At 63.8% G+C, this 19574-nt stretch carries 25 protein-coding genes and 3 pseudogenes; 17 read left to right on the top strand and 11 right to left on the bottom strand.

Annotated elements, in window-relative coordinates:
* The first annotated feature begins 112 nt into the window (after positions 1 to 112).
* The 4 genes from AOT83_RS26690 to argS all read left to right on the top strand — a co-directional run bounded on the left by AOT83_RS26690 (position 113) and on the right by argS (position 3671).
* Positions 113 to 373 (top strand): hypothetical protein, encoded by a 261-nt coding sequence (locus AOT83_RS26690; RefSeq protein WP_081343823.1) that lies wholly within the window; start codon positions 113 to 115, stop codon positions 371 to 373.
* Positions 374 to 1102: 729 nt separating this feature from the next.
* Positions 1103 to 1717: an RraA family protein gene (locus AOT83_RS06450; protein WP_234797735.1), complete on the top strand. Its 615-nt coding sequence runs from the start codon at positions 1103 to 1105 to the stop codon at positions 1715 to 1717.
* Positions 1714 to 2010 (top strand): peptide methionine sulfoxide reductase, encoded by a 297-nt coding sequence (locus AOT83_RS06455; protein WP_234797734.1) that lies wholly within the window; start codon positions 1714 to 1716, stop codon positions 2008 to 2010. The genes AOT83_RS06450 and AOT83_RS06455 overlap by 4 nt, the downstream gene beginning before the upstream one ends.
* Complete coding sequence (gene argS, locus AOT83_RS06460) at positions 2007 to 3671, top strand: arginine--tRNA ligase (RefSeq protein WP_057964641.1); 1665 nt, start codon at positions 2007 to 2009, stop codon at positions 3669 to 3671. Before AOT83_RS06455 ends, argS begins: the two co-directional genes overlap by 4 nt.
* 196 nt (positions 3672 to 3867) lie before the next feature.
* Here the strand turns inward: argS and AOT83_RS28120 are convergent, their stop codons facing one another.
* On the bottom strand, positions 3868 to 4044 hold the full coding sequence (locus tag AOT83_RS28120) for a hypothetical protein (protein WP_234797733.1): 177 nt from the start codon (positions 4042 to 4044) through the stop codon (positions 3868 to 3870).
* Between the two features lie 175 nt (positions 4045 to 4219).
* Here AOT83_RS28120 and msrB point away from each other — a divergent pair, with 175 nt between their 5' ends.
* The 8 genes and pseudogenes from msrB to AOT83_RS06500 all read left to right on the top strand — a co-directional run bounded on the left by msrB (position 4220) and on the right by AOT83_RS06500 (position 9376).
* Positions 4220 to 4687 carry a peptide-methionine (R)-S-oxide reductase MsrB gene (gene msrB / locus AOT83_RS06465; RefSeq protein ID WP_057964529.1) on the top strand — a complete coding sequence of 156 codons (468 nt, stop codon included), beginning with the start codon at positions 4220 to 4222 and terminating at the stop codon, positions 4685 to 4687.
* A gap of 2 nt (positions 4688 to 4689) precedes the next feature.
* The gene (gene msrA / locus AOT83_RS06470; protein WP_057964530.1) at positions 4690 to 5274 is read left to right on the top strand and encodes a peptide-methionine (S)-S-oxide reductase MsrA; all 585 of its coding nucleotides are present in this window, start codon (positions 4690 to 4692) and stop codon (positions 5272 to 5274) included.
* A gap of 833 nt (positions 5275 to 6107) precedes the next feature.
* Positions 6108 to 6449 carry a helix-turn-helix domain-containing protein gene (locus AOT83_RS06475; RefSeq protein ID WP_057980023.1) on the top strand — a complete coding sequence of 114 codons (342 nt, stop codon included), beginning with the start codon at positions 6108 to 6110 and terminating at the stop codon, positions 6447 to 6449.
* 112 nt (positions 6450 to 6561) lie between these two features.
* Entirely contained in the window at positions 6562 to 6699 is a 138-nt protein-coding gene (locus tag AOT83_RS27805) for a hypothetical protein (protein ID WP_157858396.1), read from the top strand.
* 347 nt (positions 6700 to 7046) lie between these two features.
* Positions 7047 to 7235 (top strand): hypothetical protein, encoded by a 189-nt coding sequence (locus AOT83_RS06480; RefSeq protein WP_057964531.1) that lies wholly within the window; start codon positions 7047 to 7049, stop codon positions 7233 to 7235.
* A 483-nt stretch (positions 7236 to 7718) separates the two neighbouring features.
* Entirely contained in the window at positions 7719 to 8312 is a 594-nt protein-coding gene (locus AOT83_RS06490) for a hypothetical protein (protein WP_057964533.1), read from the top strand.
* A gap of 138 nt (positions 8313 to 8450) precedes the next feature.
* Positions 8451 to 8651 (top strand): annotated as a pseudogene (locus tag AOT83_RS06495) (6-phosphogluconolactonase); the annotation flags it as partial.
* A gap of 422 nt (positions 8652 to 9073) precedes the next feature.
* Complete coding sequence (locus AOT83_RS06500; RefSeq protein ID WP_057964535.1) at positions 9074 to 9376, top strand: hypothetical protein; 303 nt, start codon at positions 9074 to 9076, stop codon at positions 9374 to 9376.
* A gap of 32 nt (positions 9377 to 9408) precedes the next feature.
* Here the strand turns inward: AOT83_RS06500 and AOT83_RS28330 are convergent, their stop codons facing one another.
* Complete coding sequence (locus AOT83_RS28330) at positions 9409 to 9537, bottom strand: hypothetical protein (RefSeq protein ID WP_267888690.1); 129 nt, start codon at positions 9535 to 9537, stop codon at positions 9409 to 9411.
* A 42-nt stretch (positions 9538 to 9579) separates the two neighbouring features.
* On the opposite strand from AOT83_RS28330, the gene AOT83_RS06505 reads away from it, so the two are divergent.
* Positions 9580 to 9996, top strand: a complete 417-nt coding sequence (locus AOT83_RS06505; RefSeq protein ID WP_157858397.1) for a DUF1003 domain-containing protein — start codon at positions 9580 to 9582, stop codon at positions 9994 to 9996.
* A gap of 277 nt (positions 9997 to 10273) precedes the next feature.
* Here the strand turns inward: AOT83_RS06505 and AOT83_RS06510 are convergent, their stop codons facing one another.
* Entirely contained in the window at positions 10274 to 10867 is a 594-nt protein-coding gene (locus AOT83_RS06510; protein WP_057964537.1) for a molybdopterin-dependent oxidoreductase, read from the bottom strand.
* 213 nt (positions 10868 to 11080) lie between these two features.
* Positions 11081 to 11584 (bottom strand): carboxymuconolactone decarboxylase family protein, encoded by a 504-nt coding sequence (locus AOT83_RS06515; RefSeq protein ID WP_234797732.1) that lies wholly within the window; start codon positions 11582 to 11584, stop codon positions 11081 to 11083.
* 732 nt (positions 11585 to 12316) lie between these two features.
* On the opposite strand from AOT83_RS06515, the gene AOT83_RS06520 reads away from it, so the two are divergent.
* The 3 genes and pseudogenes from AOT83_RS06520 to AOT83_RS06530 all read left to right on the top strand — a co-directional run.
* A complete protein-coding gene (locus AOT83_RS06520) occupies positions 12317 to 12535 on the top strand; it encodes a hypothetical protein (protein ID WP_057964538.1) in 219 nt (72 codons plus the stop codon).
* Between the two features lie 42 nt (positions 12536 to 12577).
* Positions 12578 to 13051 (top strand): ribose-5-phosphate isomerase, encoded by a 474-nt coding sequence (locus AOT83_RS06525; protein ID WP_057964539.1) that lies wholly within the window; start codon positions 12578 to 12580, stop codon positions 13049 to 13051.
* A gap of 3 nt (positions 13052 to 13054) precedes the next feature.
* Positions 13055 to 13186: pseudogene (locus AOT83_RS06530) on the top strand (Fpg/Nei family DNA glycosylase); the annotation flags it as partial.
* A 444-nt stretch (positions 13187 to 13630) separates the two neighbouring features.
* Here the strand turns inward: AOT83_RS06530 and AOT83_RS06535 are convergent.
* The 7 genes and pseudogenes from AOT83_RS06535 to AOT83_RS06560 form a co-directional block, all read right to left on the bottom strand.
* A complete protein-coding gene (locus tag AOT83_RS06535; RefSeq protein ID WP_057964541.1) occupies positions 13631 to 14374 on the bottom strand; it encodes an SDR family oxidoreductase in 744 nt (247 codons plus the stop codon).
* A 175-nt stretch (positions 14375 to 14549) separates the two neighbouring features.
* A complete protein-coding gene (locus tag AOT83_RS28405; RefSeq protein WP_324610519.1) occupies positions 14550 to 14804 on the bottom strand; it encodes a nuclear transport factor 2 family protein in 255 nt (84 codons plus the stop codon).
* Positions 14805 to 14930: 126 nt separating this feature from the next.
* Positions 14931 to 15539, bottom strand: a pseudogene (locus AOT83_RS28410) (NAD(P)-binding domain-containing protein); the annotation flags it as partial.
* Positions 15540 to 15720: 181 nt separating this feature from the next.
* Positions 15721 to 16344, bottom strand: coding sequence for an NAD(P)-binding domain-containing protein (locus tag AOT83_RS06545; protein ID WP_057964542.1), 624 nt, complete (start codon positions 16342 to 16344; stop codon positions 15721 to 15723).
* Positions 16345 to 16508: 164 nt separating this feature from the next.
* Positions 16509 to 16934 carry a hypothetical protein gene (locus AOT83_RS06550; protein ID WP_057964543.1) on the bottom strand — a complete coding sequence of 142 codons (426 nt, stop codon included), beginning with the start codon at positions 16932 to 16934 and terminating at the stop codon, positions 16509 to 16511.
* 47 nt (positions 16935 to 16981) lie between these two features.
* Positions 16982 to 17917 (bottom strand): SDR family oxidoreductase, encoded by a 936-nt coding sequence (locus tag AOT83_RS06555; RefSeq protein WP_057964544.1) that lies wholly within the window; start codon positions 17915 to 17917, stop codon positions 16982 to 16984.
* A gap of 27 nt (positions 17918 to 17944) precedes the next feature.
* Positions 17945 to 18508, bottom strand: coding sequence for an NADP oxidoreductase (locus tag AOT83_RS06560; protein ID WP_234797730.1), 564 nt, complete (start codon positions 18506 to 18508; stop codon positions 17945 to 17947).
* A gap of 160 nt (positions 18509 to 18668) precedes the next feature.
* On the opposite strand from AOT83_RS06560, the gene AOT83_RS06565 reads away from it, so the two are divergent.
* Entirely contained in the window at positions 18669 to 19148 is a 480-nt protein-coding gene (locus AOT83_RS06565) for a MarR family transcriptional regulator (protein ID WP_057964545.1), read from the top strand.
* Positions 19149 to 19574 lie beyond the last annotated feature (426 nt).

The following is a 19574-nucleotide window of genomic DNA, read 5'->3' on the forward strand; positions in this document are numbered from 1 at the left end:
CTTCAATCAACGACCATTGAGCATCGGTGAGCAGCTGGAACCGTGACATGGCCTAAGTCTCAGCCGAAACACCCGAAACATTTGTCAGACACGCCCTAGTAGAGGACCGAACATGGCATCAGAGCGTCTATTCCGGCGTATCGCGGCAGTAGTTGGCGGTGGTGCCGTCATCGCGATGATCGGCTTCACCGCGAGTTGCAGTAGTGACAGCGACAGTCCCGAAGAGTCGACCACGCCCACGACGACTACGACCACGACGACACCGCCGCCTCTCACCCCAACCGAGAAGGCCCCCAAACCCAACGGGACGGGGCTCTTCACTCCCCCGGTTCAGGCGCCGCAGCAACAGTACAGCCCCGACCGCCGGGATTAATGACTGGACCCAAGGCAGTGGCGGTGTGGGGTGACTATTGCGGACCGACGCTGATGACGATCATGGCATGAGGTTACTTCGCCCATGTTGACTGGAGCCCCTGGCGGACATCCGGTTTCAGGTATCTTTCACGGGGTGTGTCGTCACGCCTCTGCTCAGAGACACGCAACCGTAGACCGGAGGGCTGACACCCCACCAGGGTCAACCCACGCCGCGGATGACGGAACCACGCGAGCCATTTATTCCGGTTTGCGACGACACGCATTGGGCTGCAATCCCACTCACCATCGCGTGATACACAAGACCTCTTCTCCCGACACGCAATGGCTAATAAGTGCGGTAGCGAAGCCGCACCCTTTTGAGTCTGTGGTTTATCAGCCGACGTTGTCGGACTCGAACCGCCGGCTGAGTTGTTTGTGTTACCGAGGGAGCTAGGCCGGCCCAACGCACTGCTCGATGATTCGTCGATCAAGGCGGGGACCTACCTGTGACTGGCGTTTCTCACATTGTAGGCCTCCGCCTCGGCCGTCTCGGCCACGGATCAATTGAGGTCATTGGCTTCCACATCTCTTCTAGCGCTGACGAAGACGTTGACCTTCGAGGGTGAATCGGAAGCAGGTAGAGACAAGGGGTTGAGGAGAGCAGGTGGAGACAAGTAGTGGAGATCGCTTGCATCGAGAGAGCGATGCGAATCGTGCACTTTACGCCCAGGGCCTCGCATGCGCTGAAGTGACGGACGCGCTGGGACGAGTGCATCGACACCGCGCACACGTCAGCGGGCTCGTGAGCCCCCTTCCCACACGCCGCCTGTTCGGGCGAGTCATCACGATCTCGTTCTTCCCCGCCTGCGCCGAGAGACTGGGCCCGGAAGAGTTCAACTTTGGCCGACTGTTCCATCAGGCGGTGCAGGGCGCCGCCGCCGATCCTGAACACACTGTCCTCGTCATGTCCAGCAACGGATACACCGAGATATCACTTGCTGGAGGGACAAAGCTCTCCCGACTCACCAACGCTGGCCTCGCAGGGGTGCTGACCGACGGTCGTCTCCGTGACTTCGACGAACTGGCCAAAGAACCGTACGCGGCCTGGTGCTCGGGAGAGGCCGTTGCCTGGGGTGGAAGCGAGGTCACGCCATTCCAAGCGAACGTCCCCGTCGTCATAGGAGGTGTCGGCGTGCATCCCGGACAGTACGTTTTCTGCGACTCGTCCGGGGCCGTGTTCATCCCCGAATCCGACATCGACAGAGTGCTTGAAACCGCGCACCAGATCCGAAGCGACGACGCTTCCTACCGAACCGCGATTGCGCGAGAGAGCATCGACGATCCACACGGGACCGAGCGGTGACTCAGCAAGCCCCCGACCGGGCGATTATGGGCGTCCGGTCGGCAAGCTTGTCGGCCCTCGTCGAGAGAATTCCAGAGGGTTGGACGCGTGCGATTTACAACGGGCGAACCTACGGATTGGCCCGCACCACCCGGGCTGATGGGAAAAGCACAACGATTTTCGCCGAAGAGCTCGGCGGCACCGACCTGATTAGCGCGAACGTATACCTCACCGTCGCAGCCGAACACCTACGGGCCTGTGAGATGCCCGCCGCCAAAGTGCTCGCGTTTCTCCGCGCGTGGACACCCGCATGACTCAGACTCTGAGCGCCGCTTTGCTCGCTATCGTCACCTTGCTCGCGGAGGAGCGACGACCGGGCGTATCGCAGGACCTGTCCGTAGCTGATTTCGCTCTCGTGCGGCCCAAGAGCCGCGACCACGGCGACTGGGCGTCCAACGCCGCGCTCAAGCTTGCCAAGAATCTCGGCGTGAGCTCGCACGAGCTCGCCGTGGAGATCGCGGATCACCTCGCCGAAATGCCGGGCATCGCGGGCGTGGAGGTTGCAGGTCCCGGCTTCATTAATGTCCGTCTGGATGCCGTCTCTGCTGGGTCTCTGGCGAAGACGATCGTCGAGGCCGGCGTTGCGTTTGGATCGAACGACTCGCAGAGAGGTCGCACGATCAACGTCGAGTTCGTCAGCGCCAACCCGACGGGTCCGTTGCACATCGGGCACACGCGGTGGGCGGCGCTTGGCGACTCGATCGCGCGGCTCCTGATTGCGTGCGGCGCGACGGTCACGCGCGAGTTCTACATCAACGACGCGGGTGTGCAGATGGAGCAGTTCGGACGCTCGGTTCTGGCCGCGGCGAAGGGCGAGACCACACCCGAGGACGGCTACGAGGGGACTTACATCGACGACCTCGGTCGGCGCGTGCTCGAGGCGAAGCCCGGCCTGCTCGATCTCGATTCAGCCGAGCAGCTCACGGCGGCAGGCGAATTGGCGTACAAATTCCAGCTCAGCGAGATCCAGGCGTCCCTTGCCCACTTCAACGTGCCCTTCGACGTTTGGTTTTCGGAAAGCGCGTTGCACATGAAGGGATCCGACGGCCGGCAGAGCCTCGTGCACGAGGCCGTCGACCGGCTGCGCGCAGAGGGGCACGTGTTCGACGAGAGCGATGCTGTCTGGGTGCGCACGACCGACTTCGGCGACGATAAGGACCGTGTCATCCGCCGTTCGAACGGCGAGTACACCTACTTCGCCGCCGATGCCGCCTACTACCTCAACAAAGTTGACCGAGGCTTCACGCACAAGATCTGCCTGCTCGGCGCCGACCATCACGGCTACGTGCAACGGCTGAAGGCGCTCGCGGCCGCCACCGGCGGGGATCCCGACGACATCGAGGTGATCATCGGACAGCTCGTCTCGGTTAACGGCGCGCGGCTGTCTAAGCGCGCCGGCAACATCATCGAAATGGACGATCTGCGCCTGTGGCTGGGCACCGACGCACTGCGATACTCGCTAGTACGTCATCCTGCCGACTCGCCGCTCACTCTCGACCCGGAGTTGCTGCGCAAGCGCTCCAACGACAATCCTGTATTTTACGTGCAGTACGCGCACGCCCGCACGCACAACGTCGCACGCAACGCCGCGGCATCCGGTGTCACGCGCCACGAGTTCGCACCTGAACTGCTCGGGCACGAGACCGAGCTGGCGCTACTGGGCGCGCTGCAGGAGTTCCCGCGCATCGTCAAGTTCGCCGCAGAAGTGCGCGAACCGCATCGTGTCGCCCGCTACCTCGACGAGCTCGCGGGCCTCTACCACCGCTGGTACGCCAACCGCCGGGTCATCCCGCTCGGCGACGCCCCCGTCGAGACGGTGCACCGCACTCGGCTGTGGCTCAACGACGCGAGCGGCCAGGTTCTCCGCAACGGTCTGACCCTGATCGGGGTCGGCGCGCCGGAACGACTGCAGTAATGAGCACGTACAGAAGCTCTTCCGGGCCGCCAGTCACGACCGTTTCAATGCCCAAAGTTCGATGCCGACCGGAGGCTCGGTGATCATTCTTATTGGGTGCGCCAACTTGGACGTGAATGACAGCGCAGGCGCCGCCGGCATTGTGCTCAGAGTGGCATGTCGCAGACGAACGAGCAGAACCTGCGATTGGAGTGCATCACCGCCGCGTTGACGATCCCGGGTTGGACAAGGCACGCATCGCGGTCGCTTCGTGGAGGCGCAGAACGTTCAGAGCTTGGGCGTCGACTACGTCGACGAGTCCGAAATGCTGGCCCGCGTCGATCGCGCCCTTCACCGCCATGTTGCAGTTCGCCGTGCCGTTCGTGTTCGGCACGACGAATATTGTTATAGCGCTGCATATTCCAGCACAACGGTTCTTTACACTGTATTATCCAGTACAGTTTGAGGAAACCCCCACTGTGATCTAATTCGATCTAATCGTTCAAAGGTTGCGGCCGGTCCCCAAAGGTGATTATCGGGCCCGGCCGCGTCATCCCAGGAGGACGCACGTGAATCCACTTGAGTACCGCAAAACCCCTGAGTCGCTCAGCCACCTCACTGCTACGCAGTACCGGGTGACGCAGGAGGACGGAACCGAGCCCGCCTTCCACAACGATTATTGGGACCACCACGAACCCGGCATCTACGTCGACATTGTCTCCGGTGAGCCGCTCTTCTCGTCCACCGATAAATACGACAGCGGTACAGGCTGGCCGAGCTTCACCGCCCCCATCAAGGCTGGCGCCGTTACGGTCAAGGTAGACCGAAAACTGCTCCGCCCCCGCACCGAAGTGCGCTCATCGGGTGCTGATAGTCATCTCGGACACGTTTTCTCCGACGGTCCGCCGGACGCGGGGGGGCACAGGTACTGCATGAACTCTGCAGCTCTGCGCTTCGTGCCAACCGCGTCGCTAGATGATGAGGGCTACGGCGAGTTCCGCGCATTGTTCGGCACTGACACGACGGATGGGATCTGACTATGGCCAATGGAAGCAATGGCACCGGACCGACCGCTGCAACTGCGGGCACCGAGACTGCTCTCGCCGGCGGCGCCGAGACGGCCATCCTCGCCGGCGGATGCTTCTGGGGGATGGAGGACCTGATCCGCCGCCAGCCCGGTGTGCTCCACACACGCGTCGGTTACACCGGCGGGCAGAACGACCACCCGACCTATCGAAACCACCCTGGCCACGCGGAAGCCGTCGAGGTCAACTTCGATCCCACTGCAACCACATACCGCGACATCCTGGCGTTCTTTTTTCAGATCCACGACCCGTCAACGCTGAACCGTCAGGGCAACGACATCGGCGAGAGCTACCGCTCGGCGATCTTCCCGCTTTCGCCTGAGCAGGACCACATCGCCCGCGAAACCATCGCCGATGTCGATGCATCCGGACTATGGGACGGAAAGGCCGTAACCACGATCGAGCACGCGAGCACGTTCTGGGAGGCCGAGCCCGAGCATCAGGACTATCTGCTCCGCAACCCGGACGGATACACGTGCCACTTTCCTCGCGCAGACTGGGTGCTGCCAAAGCGGACCGAGCTGAGCGCAAAGGAATAACCCGACTGTTCGATGACGACGCCGGCGGGGCGGAACAAATATAGGTGACCCAGAACAGGCACCGTAACGCGGTACCAGGAAACCCTGCCCCTCCGAGTTAGCAAGCGCGACCGTGAATCTCACCACTGGCGGCGACGCCGCCGAGGTCGTTTCTAAGCAAACAACCCTCGGACCGGCTCGTTGTAGGTTGCCAAACTGCGCGTCATTCGTCGATGCGTCGACCAGCTACGGCCGTGGCATTGCCATTGAAATGTCGGCTGTGTTCTGCCATCTAAATGTCGAATCCTAGGACGGAACGGTCGTCCAAGAAATACGACTACCCGTCGCACCCATCCGCCGCTCGCCGGTTGCTTGAACGAGTCAGGCTGCCGTTCTTGACTACACAACTGGGGGGCCTGGGCGTATACTCACCGCGCCAGGCCCGACGCGGAGTCCAGCAAGCGGAGTTCTGGCGAGGTGCTAAAAACTCCCATTCATGGGTCTCGACTAACGCAGACGAGGCGATGGGATATGCCGCCGTCACAGCAGCAAACGCCAACCCTCGGCGCATCGAACAAGAGCGAATCCCATTACCGGTCGCTGCAGAGGCCCTGGCACATCGTGCTGTTTCGGAACTCGGCCTGATCGATTGACGCCCATCGGCCGATCGCGGCATTTGGTAAGCGGCGAAAGCTGCGAGGCAACCGCTACCTACACCCCGCCGGACATCTCGACTCCCAGGCGGTTTGTGCCATGCCTACGTTCGGCGATACATGCGAGCCGTGTGGTCTATTTCTTGCCTTTGGAGCTTGATTTAGAAGCCCGTTGACTCAGCGCTGAAGCCGCCGAATGCTTTGACGCCGCATAGCGACCACATTCGGTGTGGATACCCGTCCACCGGGGCGCACTCGCGCACCACTCGCGACCGCGAATGGCTTGTCCAGCAGTATCTGACCGAACACCGCACACTCACCGAAGTCGCCGCCCTTGCCGGTGTCAGTGCCAGTACGGTGACTCGGTGGCTACGGCACTACGACATTCCGACCCGCCCGCGGGGAGCCCCCAGCCACGCTGACACAGGTGCTGCACGCCGCGCGTCGGCGACCCAAGAAGCACTGCTTGAGCCCGCCCTGCGCGAAGCGCTGGGTTGGGCACGGCTGCAGCGGTTCTCAATGCGATGCAACACCCCACACTGACCGCGGCTGCGCAGACGCTGAACACAGCAGAAGCGGTTCTGTCTAACAATTCCGCCGTCTTGAAGCCGAGCTGGGCGGTGCCCTATATCACCGGGCTCTGCGTGGGCAGCCGATGCGACCCAACGTATTCGGGCGCAAGGTGCTGACCGCCATCTCGAAGCAAGGCCAGTCGGCCTCACCTGTGCAGGAGGTCGGGGACGCCGACAGTGACGTCGACGCGTTCACGGGCGCGTCGCAGTTCAGCGAGTAACCAGGTCTCATACGCCGGTACACCTCAAGGGTCGGATAGACTCGCCTCGTCGCCAAGACAATTCTCCTTCGGGGGAGAATGGCCCGTTGGGAGTGCCAGCTGCCAACGGGCCGCGGCGTTTCCGCGGCGTGGCGGTCCTGAGCCGCGACAGTGGCCGACCCTACCGTTCCCATCTTCACCATTGTGCTGACTACAGAAGGGACGCCACCGGTCAACTTCGGCGATGTCGGCACCGATCATGTTGATCCCGTCGGTGCAATGGCCACGCCCGGCGGACGAAAAGGTTGCCGATCGCCTCGAAGATGAACGGCTTCAGGACATTCGGAGAGAAGAAGCGGCCAAGGAGGGTGCGGCCCGAAGGGACAAGCGACGGATCAGCGGGCGGTGCAAAGGACCGTCTCTTTCTACTCGACGACAACGGCGAGAAGCCCGCACTGCTGAGCATGGAGGGTCCGATGCCGACGTGGCTTGCAGGCAAGATGATCTCGGAGCTCACCGCTTCCGACGCCGCCTACTTCGCCGGATATGCACTATAGGCGAAGCCGCTCCCTCGATCGAAGCCGCTCGTCGCCACCAGCGTCGGGTGGCTGGTGGTGGCCAAATACCTCTCCGCCTCGCTGACGGACACCTGTGGCGTCATACCTTGCAGCCAGGATAATGTGCTGCTGGGATTAATTCGGTCGGGCTGGTACATGGTCGGTACGCAACTGCTGGTCCTGATTGGTGTGTTCCTTCTCGGTTGGGGTTGGCGGCAGAAGGAGCGAACGAATGAAGAAGCCTTCAATGTCAAGATGCTCCAAGATCAGGCCAGGACCCCGTACGCCCGTGACGAGAAGCCCAGACACCATTGGACTGGCCCCTGTACTGCATAGATCGTCGCCGCCCCATGGCATTCCGAGGGCTGCCCAGCAGTCCCGTCGTCGCGGGCGATTAATCCGCCAGCCGAGGCAAGCGGCACCCGCGGTGAGCGACCGCCGCCGCCGCCACGGCGCGAGCAATAGCGAAGGTACGCAACCGTCATGAGCCAAAGTTGTGATGGCGACGACATCCCCGAACTGACGGAGGCCGAGAGAATTCTCCTGGTAGCGGCCGAATCTGACTTCGCTGCGATGGGCGGTGCTCTGCGCACCGGCACGGCCACGCCCGAAGACGTCGAAGGCGCCATTGCCCGGCTGATGTCGTTGGACATCGACCCGCAGAAACGGCGCAACGCGCTGCGCGTTCCACGGGACGCCGGTCCGTATGCCGCAGCGATCGAGGCAATCCTGCGGCGCATCCCAGACGGCTGGGGTCGCTGGGTCAGCCTCGACGCGGGCTGGTACCCCCTGATCGCCTCCACCGATGTCCGACTGGCTGAGCTCGACGCCGATTACGTTGTGCATCAGATCAAGGAGAAGTTCGGCACTCTGCGTTACTGCTGCGCACCCAGCGGTGAGGACCCCAGCCCCGAATTGCTGGATGCCATGGATGCCATTACCGACGACGCCGAACGCGTGTCCGCGATCACCTGCGAGCGCTGTGGCCTACCCGCGGTGCTGCAACGTACGCGGTGTTGGGCCAAGACGTTGTGTCCCCGGTGTGCCGAGGACCTCGGCTATAGGCCGGTGGGCTGACGCTCGGTGACATCGTCGGCGCTCGTCGGTGGCGGAATCGGCGGCGATCGTGTCCAGGACGGGACGCAGGTAGTGCAGAAACTGTTGAGACCGGGAAACCTGGTGATCATCATGTCGTTTCTTTAGGTGCGGCGGCTACGTCGAATCACGTTGACCCTGCCCGCCGTCAACCGCTCGCGGGAGGTCTGGTTCGTCGTTTCCGGCGTCGAGAACGCCGACGCGGGTGCCGCGGCGTTGGGCGGGGCCGAGGCGGTCGAGGTACCCGCCGCTGGTGCGGCCGGCACGAACAAGACGGTTTGGCTGCTCGAAGCGGAGGTGGCGTCCCAGATCAAGGCCTAGCAGTCATTCTCGGCCGCGTCGCGGCGGGATGTAGTTTGCCGATCCGCTTCTTGGATGGCGTCGTCGCCCGCGGTGTCAAACTTCGTGGTCAAAAATTCGTTGCCGAAATCGCCTTCGATGGCTCGACGCGTGCGTCGCGACCACCAACGCGGTCGCTCGCCTCCAGTGTCATCATCGTCGTGTGCTCGCCCTGATCGTCGGCGGGACAGATCGACGTCTCACGGTTCCATCGCGCCGTCGCCGTCACAGCAGTGCCCCTGGAGGGGCTCGTGTCATGGGTCGGGATTCGCGCTGTAATCGAGCCATATTCTGAGACCAAGACGATGCTTACGGTTGAGCCTGCACAGCGTCAGACAACCCCGTGGTCGTCGACGTCTCACGTGCGCACCCAAGACTCGCATGACATGCGAAGGAGCCTTCCCATGGCAGTGATCAGCATCGGATCTGGTGGACGTGTCGGCGTGCCCGAATTGCGGCTGCCTCCGGGGCAGAGGCTCTTGGACGACTGGCCGGTCCTGACGGCTGGCCTGACGACCGACGTCGGGGCGCACGAGTGGACGATCACCATCACGACCGAGACGGGGCACCGAGCACTAACGGGATTCGAACGCGCTCCCCTTCGCGGCGCGACAGCAGTGACACAGGAGACCGCGGAATTCTGTGAGCAAATCTCGCACGAACATTCCAGTACCGGTGAGAGCGCCCGGGGAAATCGAGAGGGATGAACGCTATGAGCCCCGACGAGCCGACAGAAGCCTCACCAGCGGTCGGCGCCGGAGGCGCCGCTGGTTCCGGCCGCGCTTCCCGAGACCGGACCGAGTTCGAGACCGCTGGGCGCTCCGGCGACTTCAGCCGCGAGATGTTCGGATGTCCGAACTGCGGGCACCAGCTCAGCATGTTTATGGAGGCGCGGTCCAAACGAGGGGATATGGCCGCTGCCCGGCTGGCCAACGTTGCCGGTTCTTGGCCCTTCCTTCTGATCCTGGTGCTGGCCATCGTCGCGTGGCTCGTGATCAACACGATCGTGCCGCTCTTTGATCCTGGCTCGTCGGCCATGCTTGACTATCTCGGAACGGCTCTCGCGACGGTCGCGGCCTTGCAGGGACCGCTTATTCTGCTTACCCAGCGCCGCGAGTCCGATCGTGACCGCGCGCGAGACATTGAGGCATTCCACATTTCTCAGCACGTCGAGGCGGACCTGCACGCGATCAGTCTCGCCATCGACTCGGTGCTCGAGCGGCGGGGACCGGACCGGTCGTCAGGTATGTCAGGTACGCCTACGGGCAATCGCGAAGCGGATGACCCAGAACAGGAACCGCACACGCCATCGAAGGATTCCACGTGATTCGTGATGCTTCTGGCGACCAGAACGCGAAAGCACGATGAGCGAATAACAGTCGTGGCTGGACGCTCAAGCGCCTACCTGCACCGCACCCGCAAAGCGGAACCTTTACGCTCCTGAAATGCCCAGGCCAAGGAGCTGGTTTCCTTGCGGCGTCGAGCTATTCAAGTGCGCCTGTCGAAATGCGGCCAGGAGGTCATCTATGACCAGAATGTCACCGACGTCGACGACCCGCGACGGGATCACCCGCCGAGGTGCCCCGGCACGCGGCTCGGGGTTGTCACCAGTAACGCTGCTCGTGCCATGGGTCGCCGCGGAGGTGGTATCCGTTCCGTTCCCAGAATCCCGGGTCGTCGGAGGGCATCATCTCCATTCCGAGAACCCACTTCGCGCTCTTCCAGAAGTAGAGATGCGGCACGAGAAGTCGGGCCGGACCGCCGTGCTCCGGCGTAAGGGGTTTGCCCTGCGCCCCAGTGGCTATCCAGGCCTGCCCACCGAGGAGATCTTCGAGACGAAGGTTGGTGGTGTATCCGCCGGAGCTACGCACCATCACGTAGTCGTAGCTGGTCTGGACATCCTCGAACAGCCGGTCCAGCGATACGCCACGCCAGGCCATGTCCAGCTTCGACCAGTGGGTTACGCAGTGAATGTCGGTGACGATGTCTTCGACGCCCACCTGGTGAAGCTCATTCCAATTCCACCGGTACGCGACCTTGTCCTCCGTTGTGATCGAGAAGCTCCATCGGCTCTCGTCGACGTTGCGCGTGGGTCCGGTCGAGAGCACCGGCCAGTCGTTGACGAGAGTCTGCCCGGGAGGCAGTCGCGAGTCGCTGGAACCACGCCGTCCTCCGAAGCTGCTGTTGATCACTTCCACGACTGCACCCTTCTGTCGAATTCGGCGCGGTGGCCTGGTGCGGAGGTAACCGTGGAGGCCACTCGAAGTATCTGGCGGCAGGAGGGGAAGGCAACTAATCCGCGAGGAGACAACGACTGCTGGAGTAGTGATGAGCTGGTCCAACACGGCCGCACTCGGCGTCCGGTCGGCACCGTTCCAGTTTACCGACGAGTACGTCAATGAACCGATTCGCTACATGGCTGAGGCGACCGGAATGGCGCCCTGGGCCAGCTTGAGGCGGGTCCACACGTTCATGTTGATGATGACCGCGGCGATCTCTGCGACGTCGCGCTCGGTGAAGTGCAGGCGCAGCTCGTCGTGCAGGGCAGGGACCTGCACGTGACTGAACGAGGTGAGGCCTTCGCAGTACGCGAGCGCGGCTCTCTCCGCGGGCGAGAACATGCTGCTCTCACGCCAAGACGCCAGGTGTGCAGCCTGTTCGGACGGGATCCCGATGCTGGCCGCGACCGCGGCGTGCAGAATCAGGCAATAGGAGCAAGGGTTCAGCTGCGCGACGCGCAGGCGGAGGAGCTGTAGCAGGCGACGATCTCCCGACAGGTTCGCCGAGTAACCGAACTGCGCAGCCATGTCTTTGGCCACTTGGTGAAACGGCGTGAGGTCTGGGTCGAACCGGATGTTTTCGAACCGGACATTCCCGAGCATCGGGTTCTGGTTTGCGGCGTTGGTCTCAGGCATCACCAGCACCATCCCTTCCTGCGTTGGGCACATTCACGGCGAGGGTGTACTCGGGGTTGTGTGCGACGAAGGGCCGGACCGCCGGGCACCTCGCGGTCGCTCGTATGCCTCCGCAAGAATGCTGTCCAGCGCCCTGCAAATGAGTTCGGTTGCTAATCCCCGTCCACGGTAGTTCGGCAGGATCGCGGCCGCCCATCCCCGTTCGCATCCGCGAATAGGGCTGGCCACCGCTGTCCAGCGCATTGCTGAGGTCAGCCGAACCGAATCGCGCAGCCAGATGTTGGACCATGTAGTACAGTCTGGCGCACAGAATGCCGATTCACGCGAGCTTTGGGAGAACGCGCATGGAGGCGTCCGACGTCCACGGCGCCTTCCGGCCGCAACGATCGAACGGTAGCGAAGTTCCGCGTTACGTTCCTCGGTCGCTACGAGATGCTATGGGTCGCAATCCCGCTCACTGTCGCGTGTCACACAAGACCTCTACTCCCGACACACGGGGTGTCCTACGAGGTGCCGGAGCGAAGCCGCACCTCTTTTTCGTCTGTTAATGATCAGCCGACGTTGTGGACTCGAACCGCTGGCCGAGTCGTTCGCGTTGCCAGGGGGAGCTGGGCTGGGTGGGCGCACTGCTTCGAGCACCATTGGAACCGCAAGCGTTCACTGTCGATGCATAGCTAGGCGACCACCTCTAAGAGCCCCGTGGTGCCGGGCCACCGGGCAGTAAAAGCCTCGGTGTGGCAAGACATCTCGGCCCAGACCATGGGCAAGCTCGCCGAAGCGCTCACCGCGCTCCTCGACGCAGGCCGCCGACAGGGCGTGCTTCGCGGCGACGTCGACGCGCGCGACGTCATCCTGCTGTCGTGGTACCTGGCCCACGTCGAGCGCGCCGAGTGGGACGAGCGCGCACCGCGCTTGCTGAGCGTGCTGCTCGACGGGCTGAGCGTGAGGTAGGCGAGAAGCCAGGGCGCGGACGGGCCGGTTAAGGTGTCCGCCATGCGCGTCTACCTCGGCTCTGACCATGCCGGATACGAACTTAAGCAGGCCATCGTCGAGCACCTCGAGTCGAGCGGCCACGAGCCCGTCGACTGCGGTGCCCTCGCCTACGACGCCGAGGACGACTACCCCGCCTTCTGCATCGCGGCGGCGGAGCGGATCCTCGCCGACCCGGAGAGCCTCGGCATCGTCATCGGCGGCTCCGGCAACGGCGAGCAGATGGCCGCCAACAAGGTGCCCGGCATCCGCTGCGCCCTGGCGTGGAGCGTCGAAACGGCGTCCCTAGCGCGTCAGCACAACAACGCCCAGGTGATGAGCATCGGCGGCCGGATGCACACCGTCGCCGACGCACTCACCTTCGTCGACGCCTTCCTGACCACCGCGTGGTCGGACGCGCCGCGCCACCAGCGTCGCATCGACATCATGTCCGAATACGAGCAGACGCACGTCGCGCCACCCCTACCGGGCGCCTAGGGCATGCCCGAGGGGCACACCCTCCACCGGCTGGCCCGCCTGCACCAGAAGCGGTTCGGCAACGCGCCCGTCGTGGTGACCAGTCCACAGGGCCGCTTCGCCGACTCCGCCGAAGCGGTCAGCGGCCGGGTGTTGTTCACCGCCGACGCGTCGAACCCGTTGCGATTCAACATGTTTAAACACTGAAGAGTCCAGCCACGTCACGTCACGTGGCGAAAGTCCTTGGGCGGCATCGATCCGGTAGGCGGATCGCGGCCCGTGCCAATTTGCGTCGCCGAGCGAGTGGACATGAAACCGATAATCTTTGGTGTGGACATTGCGTGATAACGGTGGCGTTGTCCCACTTCAGAGGATTGCGAGTGTACACCAAATATGAGAAGCCACAGGACATGAAAATGAGAATCTGCAGCTCGGGGAAAGTCTTCCAGCGCGCATTCGCGCCAGCGATGGCGTGCGCGTGTGATGCGATGGTGGTGAGGTGTGGTCGACGTGATACTTATGTCGCCGTCCTCTAACGTGCACTGCCACAACGGTACTCACCTACGCTCGGCTTGACCCCTTGCATAATCTGGTGAATACTCAGATTGCCGTGGTGCCGCCGTCGACGACCAACTCCATCCCGTTGACGAAGCTAGAGTCGTTTGAGGCGAGGAATAGGGCGACCGTCGCGATTTCCTGGGGGCTGCCGTTCTGTCCCCGTGGGATCAACGCTTCGCGTGCGTCCATCGCGGCCTTCGTCTCGTCGTCGAACATCTGCTCTTGTCCTGCTGCGACGATCTGGCCCGGGGTCAGGACGTTGACCCGAATTCGCTTGTCTTTCAACTCTGCCAGCCACACGCGGGCGTAGGCATGCAGCGCAGCCTTGCTCGCGGCGTAGACGCCCCAGCCCGGATAGCCTCTGACCGATGCGATTGATCCGGTCATGAATATCGAGCCGCCGTGGTTGAACAGTGGCAGTGCTTTCTGCACCGTGAAAAGTGTGCCGCGTGCGTTGAGCCCGAAAATAGCGTCGAAGTGTTCCTCGGTGATCTCGCCGAGCTTGCCTTCCTCTGCTGTGCCAGCGCTGGTCCACAACACGTCGATGGCGCCCTTCTCGTGCCTGACCACATCGAACAGGCGGTCCAGATCGTCTAGGTTCGCCGAATCGGCCTGCACCGCAGTCACGTTCGGGCCGATTAATTCGACGGCTTTGTCCAGGGCGTCCTGCCGTCGACCCGAGATGAAGACGTGGGCTCCTTCGTGGGCGAAGAGTCTGGCGCCGGCCAGCGCCATACCGCTGGAGCCGCCCGTGATCACCGCTACCTTGCCGTCAAGCTTTCCCATGACTTGCTCCTTCGGATCGCTTTATGGCTGGCTGAATCAGGCATCGGCGCACGGGTCGGGACCATTGCGGCGGCGTAGGTGCGCATCCAACGCTGGTTGCTCCATCATGTGACGCTGCCGATTACGTACTTTCAATTGGCGCCCCGTCTGCGTGCACGCGTCGTGTTCGACGGTCTTAGTAGGTTCGCATGGACGCGATTTTAGCGTCCTGGTCGAAGGACATCACGTCGATGACGTCGACACGCTGGCCGGAGAGGATGACCTGCACGTGAAGGGCTGCTCCTGCGTCGGCCACCTTCAGCGAGACGAGTTCGATTTCCTGTTCTCGGCCGTCCCACAGTGAGTGGTAGGCACTGCGGATCGCGTCGATTCCGCGATGTGTGTTGCCGCCGCTTTCGAAGATTGCGTTGTCGGCAAACAGGTGCGCCACCTGGTCGGCACTGCTTTGCCCGTCAACACTTCTGTGTCCTGCCAACTCGAGATACGACCGGACAATCTCGTTGATCTTGTCTTCGCTCAGTTTTGGCGCGTCGTCTCCGATGGTTACTGCGTCGATGCCGAGCGCGATTTTGAACCCGGCCCCGTGGCTGGCCAGCCCCATCATCAACAGGCCCGTGCCTTCCAGCCAATGCGCCATCGCCAAGCCGCCGACGTCGTGCGGGCGCAGCCCGAGGCTCTTGATGAACGCCGCAACGCTGGTTTTCGCCAGTTCGTCGTCGCCGGCGAAGAACACGTCCTGCGGGCGGCCCAGGGCCAGAATGTGGCCGAAGACGGTGTTGAACGCCTTCACCACGTGTGCAGTCGCCGGGGCGGCCTTCGTGATCTCCTGCGCGCCCGAACTGCCCTCAGGCGTGACCAGCTCAGTGTCGTCGGGTGCGCTGAACGTATTGGAGATGTCGATGATGACCTTGCCGGCCAGGGCGTCCCCGTACTGGCGCACGACGTCCACGGCGTTGGTGTACGGAACCGCGAGGATGACGATGTCGCCGGCCGGGGCCGTGCCGAAGGTCCCCACAGTGGCGCCGTCGAGCGACGTGGCCAATTTCTCGACCTTGGCGGGGTCGCGGCCGATGATCTCGACTGCGTTGCCGCCGGCCAGCGCGCGTTGCGCCAATGCGGTGGCCATGTTGCCCAGTCCGATGATGCTGATGTTGCTCTTCTTCACGAAGCTCTCCCTCTATGCGGTTGACGACCCGAGATTCGGGTGACGATCTAGCTGGCTGAATCAGGCAGCGGAGCACGGGTCGCGACCATTGCGGCGGGATAGGTGTTTGCGTCATCAATGGAGGGCCCCGGCGACAGGCCCCGGTCCGCGGCCGAGCCCGCTCAGATCGGCAGCGGGGGGCTCAGTTGGGTGCGGTGACGTTGAGGGCGAAGTCGAAGTTGCCGATCCCGTGTTGGGCGAGGCCGATCATGACCAGGCCCAAACCTTCGAGGTAGTGCGCCATGGTCAGGCCGCCGACGTCGAGCGGGCGGAGGTTGAGGCTCTCGATGAACTCGGCCACGCTCGCTTTGGCTCCCTGGTCGTCGCCGGCGATGAAGACGTCCATCGGCTGGCCCTTGGACAGGACGGCGCCGAAGGTGGTGTTGAAGGCCTTGACCACGCTGGTGCTGGCTGGGGCGGCTGCGGCGACGTCTTGGGCGATCGAGGTGCCGTCGGGGATGGCGAGTCCGTCGCCGGTGGGGTTGACGGGGTTGCAGAGGTCGACGACGACCTTGCCGGCGAGGGCGTCTCCGTACTGGATGACGACCGGGACGACGTTGGCGTACCCGAGGGCGACGATGACGATGTCCCCGGCGGGGACGGCGCCGAACTCTCCCGCTGTGGTATCGCCTCCGAGTGTCTTTGCCAGCTCGGCGGCCTTGGGCTGATCGCGGCCGATGACCTCGACGGTGTTGCCGCCGGCCACTGCCAGGGCGGCGAGGGTGCTGGCCATGTTTCCGGTGCCGATGATGCTGATGCTGCTCATGAGATGAGATGTCCTATCTTGTACGGGTTTTCGGATAGGTGGAGTTCTCCACCTCACGCCGCCAGGTTGGTGACGTGTCACGACGAGTGGGGGAGTGCGTGGAGCTGCGGGGGAGCGGTCGACCTGGCTGAGCCCCCGGTGAAGCAGGGCGCGTCAGTTGGTCGTTACGCCTCGTTGGTGCGCAGTTCCCAGGGCGGCATACCGATGACCTCGGAAAGGTTGCGCTGCAACGCAACACCGGCCGGGACCGTGCGGTAGAAGATGGACACCTCGGCGATGAGGCCGTCGGTGTCGAGCAGGACCATGAAGATTCCGTTGACCGCGGCGTCTCCGACGTGCAGCCGGAAGTGCGCGGCGTGGTGGGTGTCGCCGCCGAGGACTTCCAGATAGGTGTCGTCCGAGGACAGTTCGTTGACGGACTTGATGGTGTCCACGGCGGTCTGACGTCCGACGACTGGCTCATCGCTGAAGGGGCCGTCGAGTCGCACGTCCTCGGCGAGCAGTCGGGTGAGGGTGTCTTTGTCGGCGCCGTTGTTGATGCAGTCGACGAAGGACTCCATGGTGTCGCGGTGTGGGGCGAATGTGGTCATAGGTCACTCCTCGGGGTGGGTGGAATGTGGTCGACGGCTCTTGGCGGTCAGCTGGTCGGGAAGTAGTGGCCGTTGTCGAGGTCGGCGAGCAGTGGGGGCGCCGTGGGCTCCCAGCCGAGGGTTCGGCGCGTGATGGTGCTGCTCGCCGGGAGATTCAGCGTGACCAGATTGGTGAACATGCCGAAGTAGCCCGGCAGCATCAGTGCGTCGATGGGGATGCTCACCGCGGGAAGGCCTAGGCGGGCGCTGATGGCCTCGGCGATCTCGCGCAGCGGGGTGTCCGCGCCCTCACTTGCGTGCCAATATCTGCCGGCGGGACCCTTCTCCAGCGCCAGGCGGAACAGTGAGGCGACGTCGCGGATGTGCACGGCACCCCAGAGGTTTTCGCCGTCTCCGGGGTAGCCGGCGAAGCCCTTTTCCTGGGCGAGCGCGATCAGCCCCGGCAGGAAGCCGGCGTTATCGGTCGTGTCGTGCGCGATGGGCGGAAGCCGCACGATCGACGAGCGCACTCCCTGCTCGGCGAGGTCGATGACGGCGCGCTCGACGACGTTGCGGGCCCGCAGGGTGCCGGTGTCCTCGGGCCGGCTGGGTAGGGCGGGGTCCTCCTCGGTGGCCGGGCGGCCCAGGCTGCCGGCCGAGCCGATGCTGCCAGCGGCGACCAGCGGCTTCCCGGTTTCTGCGAGGGCTTCGCCGTAGGCGCGCACGATCTTCAGTTCCGCGGCGGCGACGGCGTCCATCCCTCCAGTCGGGAGCAGGTCTTGTCGGTGTGCGACGTGGATGACGCCGTCGGAGTCAGCGGCTGCTTCTTTGAGCCCGTCGAGGTGGTCGAGGTCGCCGCGGCGCACCGTCGCGCCGAGCGCGGACAGGGCGTCTGCGGAGGCGTCCGATCGGGCCAGGCCGGTGACGTCGTACCCGGCGGCGATCAGCTCGGGGATGATGTGTGAACCGGCGTGGCCGGTTCCGCCAGTGATGAAAACGCGCATGTGACGGTCCTTTTCAGGTTGGGGCGTTCAGCGGAGAATGCTGGCGCCGAGGAAGAGGTTGGTGTTGTTGACCGAATGGGTGATGAGGCCCAGCTGCAGCAGGGTGAGGTGCTCCAGTGCCCGGGCCATCGGCAGCGCCCCGGCGTCCATGGGGTGCATTCCCAGGCTCTCGATGAACTCCGACACGCGTGCCTTCGCCTGCGGGTCGTCGCCGGCGATGAATACGTCTACGGGGCGACCGTGGACTGGCCCGGCTGCCAGCACATCGCAGGGCAGGGTGTTGAACGCCTTGACGACGTGCGTGCCGGTGGGGGCGGCCTTGGCGATTTCCTGTGCGCCGGAACTGCCCTCGGGGGTGAGGAAGCCCGCCAAATCGGGGGTGATGGGGTTGGTGATGTCGACGATGACCTTGCCGGTTAGCGCGTCCCCGTACTCGCTGACCACCATCACCGCGCTGGCGTAGCGGACGGCCACGATGACGAGGTCCCCGGTCGGGGACGTGCCGACGCTGGCGCCGTCACGTGCGGCGGCCAGTGCGTGGGCTTTGGCCGGGTCGCGGCCGATGATCTCGACGGTGTTGCCGCCCGTCAAGCGCCCGGCCGGCGAGAGCGCTGGCCATGTTCCCCACGCCAATGATGCTGACGTTGCTCATGACATTTCCCGTCGTGACGTACGATCAATTTGGTTGACTCGTCCACCATATGTCGGTTTGGATGAGTAGTCAACCAATCGAGTGGAGGCGTGGAGACCGATGGAACCGAACTGGCTGAGCCCTTCTGAACTTCGTGCCTGGCGGGCCTTCGTCGACGCGCGGCATCAGGTCGGTGTGCACCTGGACCGGGGTCTGCAGGAGTCGGGCCTGTCCGGTGCCGACTACGAGGTGTTGGCGTTGCTCTCCGAGCATGACGGGGACCGCATGCCGTCCCAGGAGCTGCGCAACGCGTTGGGGTGGGAGAAGAGCCGTCTGTCCCACCAGTTGCGGCGTATGGAGAAGGACGGGCTGATCAGCCGCGAGCCCAATCCCGCCGATGCCCGTAGCTCCATGGTCTGTCTGCTCCCGGTGGGCCGCGCCACTGTGGAGAAGGCGGCGCCTGGGCACGTGGCGGATGTCCGGCGGAACTTCATCGATTTGCTGACCCCTGCTGAGCTGGACATGCTCGCCACCCTCAACGAGCGGATCCTGGCGCACCTGGCGGAGAACGACGACTCCGCGGCCGGCGACGCGCCCTGATGAACCCTCCAATCGGGGCGATGATGCGCTCATGGGCCTGTGCGCGGGGCCGTTGCTGGGCGCCGCGGCTGCGGAGCGCGAAGCTAGGGCGGATGGCAGCTGTTTGGTTCCGCGCATTCCCGAAACCCGTTGCGGCTGAGCCAGTATACGTGTTCGCTGGGACGGTCCAGCGTCGCACGTCACGTGACGAAAATCGGTGGGCGGGCTTCGATCCGGTAGGCAGATCGCGGCCCCGCGTCATGTCGGGCCCCCCGGGCGAGTGGACGTGAAAGTGAGAATTTCTGGTGTGGATATTGTGTGAGAACGGTGGCGTCGTCACAGCTCAGAGGATCGCGAGTGGACAGGAAACTTGAGAAGCCACAGCGAGCGGTGCTGTGACTTCTCAAGTTTGATGTCCAATTCTCAGTTCGGCTGCATCACTCAGAC

This window comes from Mycobacteroides sp. H001, from assembly GCF_001440005.1.
Classification (GTDB): domain Bacteria; phylum Actinomycetota; class Actinomycetes; order Mycobacteriales; family Mycobacteriaceae; genus Mycobacterium; species Mycobacterium gwanakae.